The organism is Clostridium mucosae, assembly GCF_024622765.1.
Taxonomy (GTDB): domain Bacteria; phylum Bacillota; class Clostridia; order Clostridiales; family Clostridiaceae; genus Clostridium.
In genome coordinates, this window is record NZ_JANKAF010000050.1 from 1 (window position 1) to 3166 (window position 3166).

4 protein-coding genes are annotated in these 3166 nt (G+C 26.0%); all 4 read left to right on the forward strand.

Features of this window, described 5'->3' with window-relative positions; genetic code table 11:
* The first annotated feature begins 579 nt into the window (after positions 1–579).
* The 4 genes from NSA50_RS19560 to NSA50_RS19575 all read left to right on the forward strand — a co-directional run bounded on the left by NSA50_RS19560 (position 580) and on the right by NSA50_RS19575 (position 3056).
* A complete protein-coding gene (locus NSA50_RS19560) occupies positions 580–765 on the forward strand; it encodes a hypothetical protein (RefSeq protein WP_257448203.1) in 186 nt (61 codons plus the stop codon).
* Positions 766–989: 224 nt separating this feature from the next.
* Positions 990–1544, forward strand: coding sequence for an ImmA/IrrE family metallo-endopeptidase (locus tag NSA50_RS19565; protein ID WP_257448205.1), 555 nt, complete (start codon positions 990–992; stop codon positions 1542–1544).
* Positions 1545–1860: 316 nt separating this feature from the next.
* Positions 1861–2295 carry a DUF6978 family protein gene (locus NSA50_RS19570; protein ID WP_257448207.1) on the forward strand — a complete coding sequence of 145 codons (435 nt, stop codon included), beginning with the start codon at positions 1861–1863 and terminating at the stop codon, positions 2293–2295.
* On the forward strand, positions 2292–3056 hold the full coding sequence (locus NSA50_RS19575) for a DUF1829 domain-containing protein (protein ID WP_257448211.1): 765 nt from the start codon (positions 2292–2294) through the stop codon (positions 3054–3056). Before NSA50_RS19570 ends, NSA50_RS19575 begins: the two co-directional genes overlap by 4 nt.
* The last annotated feature ends 110 nt before the right edge of the window (positions 3057–3166 follow it).

Consider the following 3166-nt stretch of genomic DNA (forward strand, 5'->3'; position numbering starts at 1 on the left):
CAAAAGAACCAATGCCCAGTAATGAAACGTTCAGATTAGAAGGCAAGTGGAATAAAAGCAGAGAAAGTAATCCAAGTAGGTGGTAAAGCAGAAGATACAAATAGATATGTAACATTTAAGAATGCTGCTAAGTTAGTATAGTAACAAGGCTAGGAGGTAGATAAAAAATCTACTTCTTAGCCTTATTTTTTATGAAAAAAATTAATAAATTTAGTGAAAAATAGCAAAAAGTATTGAAATATTATAACACATGTGCTATAATATAATTGTAAGGAGGTGAGATAAGAAAGTGATTAAAAAACTAAAAAAGCTTGATAAACTACTGGCGATAGTCATCAAGCTACTAATAAAAATAACAGTAATAATACTTTTAATAAAAGAAATTATAGAACTGTTATAACAAAGTGGGGACTTAGTCCCCTTAATAAAATAATAATACAATAATCACTTTAAAGCAATATGAAAAAAGATACAATGCAAATAACAAAATTAATGGCAAAGATAATACTAAAACTTTTAGTTATTACTGGATTGATTTATATAATAGTTAAACTTATTACTAAATAAGGAGTGATATAAATGAAAAAAAAGAAAACAAGTGAAGCACAAACAAGAGCTAATAAAAAGTGGAATGAAGCTAATAGAGAAAAAGCTAATTATATGAGGAGTAAAAGCTCTGCTAAGAGCTTTATAAGAAATAAAGCAACATTAGAAGATATTGCAGAAATGCAAGAATTGCTTGATGAAAGAAGAAAGCAATTATAATTATATAAAAGGCGAGTAGATAGGAGAAATCTTATTTACTCGCCTATTTTATTTTGACTAAAATAGAATAATTAGCATATATTGTAATAGAGTTTGAATGAGAAGTTATAAAAGAGGTTAGAATTAAGACCGATAAGATATAAAAAAAGGTTTGCAATTTATGGGAGTCATTGTATAATAAAGGCAAGAGCTTGTCCATAAATCACAAGTTAGGAAGGTAGTTTATGGGAAAAGTTATTTATTTAAGGTGGAGAGAAGGTAGAAGAATGGATAAACGTGAAATTGAGAAAATTGCTGAAAAAATCAGAGAAGAGTATTCAATTAATGAATTTCCAGTTGATCCAGCTAGGATTGCGGCTAGATTAGCTATTCCGGTAAAAGAAGTAACCTTCAAGTTATATAATGATGACTCAGTTTCAGGTGGAATTATAAAAGAAAAAAATTCTGTGAAGATTTATGTTAATAAGATTGATTCTATGAATAGAAAGAGATTTACAATAGCACATGAGCTAGGGCATTATTTCCTTAAGCATCTTGAAAATAAAGGTGAATATGTTGATATGCATAGAGAAGCATTATATACTAATGATTCTAATGAAATTGATGCAAATGAGTTTGCAGCATGTTTATTAATGCAATCTGATATGGTTATTAATAAATTTAAAGTATTAAAAAGTGTAGGGTTTAGTCAAGATTATATTATATTTAAACTTTCAGAAATATTTATAGTTTCACAAGCAGCTATGAAGAATAGATTAAGAAATTTAAAGCTAATTTAATTTACTAAGAGGTTAATATGGGAAGAAAAGAGAATAGAGGAAACACAAGAAGTAAATTAGATATTAAAACTCTAAATGAGTTAATAGATAAATATAAGGTTAGTAAGTGAGAAATATAATCTTGCTTACTAGCCTTTTGCTCGTATAAATAATGGACAAATTTACCAAAAAATTATAAAATAATAGAAAAAGAACTCGTAATATGACAGCAAATCAACACGAGTTCAAACATCAAATATATTCTAATAAACTTACTTCTATTATAGCATATATTTGATGTAATTCAAGAATATAAATGTTATAATGGGAGATAATTATGAATAAGATAACAAAAGATTTTATTAAATACCTTACAGAGATAAAAAAGTTTACAAGAAAAAATAATGTTAAGTTACCATCTGTAGGAGAAAAAGATACTATAGATTTAATAACAGGTGATTTAAAAGAAAAATTGTTTTTAGATATAAATAGACAAGGGAGAATTGAGTTAAAAGTTACAACACAAAATAGGTATAGAACATTACCAATAATAAGGATAGATATAGATTCTCCACCACATATGAATTTAGATGGGACATATAGCTCAAGGAATCATATTCATTTTTATAATGCAGAAACCGAACAAAATGATACATATAATTTAGAAGAACTAGAATGGTTTGATACAGGAGATTTAAGTTTTTTATCTGTTTTTGATCAATTTTGTTCAAAATTCAATATAGATATTAATAAAATACAGGGGGTTTTATGATGGAGTTTAATTATGTAGATAATTATTTAAAATGGCTAAGAGATAATACTTTTGAGAAAAAAGTTAACAGTAGTACATCTAGACTAACCTTCCCTTTTTTAGATAATAATAATACAATGACGGAATTATATATTATTAACAATAATGATAAATTTACAATTACTGATGATGGATATACTTTCTCGGAACTAGAGCTTGTAAATTTTGATTTTAGCAGTTCTAGAAGAAAAAAAATAATTGAAAATATATTGAATAATCATGGTGTTTCTATTGATGGTAATAATGCATTATTTGTAGAAGCTACAAAAGAAACATTAGCCTTTAAAAAACATTTGTTGATACAATGTATGATTAAGATAAATGATTTAACTCATTTGTCAAAAAGTAATATAAAAACATTATTTAATGAAGATGTAGAAAGATTTATGTTTGAAAATGATGTTAGATTTATGAAGGATATAGCTTTAGTTGGTAAAAGTAAATTACAAAGTAACTATGATTTTGCTATAGGGAAAAGTAAAGTTGCCCCAGAGAGAGTTATAAAATTAATTAATTCAATAGATTCAACACAAATAAAAAGTGTAATATTTTCTTGGGAAGATGTTAAAGAATGCAGAGATCCAAATTCTATGTTGATTATAATAATTAATGATTTGAATAAAAAAGTGAGTAATGATAATATAATTGCTTTTAAAGAATACAATATAGACACTATATTATGGAGTGAAAAGCAAGAAAATTTAGATAAGTTAACAGCGTAATAGCACTCGGTTTATACTGGGTGCTATTTTCATGTTTAAAATAAGAAGAATCAACTATTCGGAAAAACCGAATAGTTCAAAATGAAAAGCAACATACAATCAAGTATGTT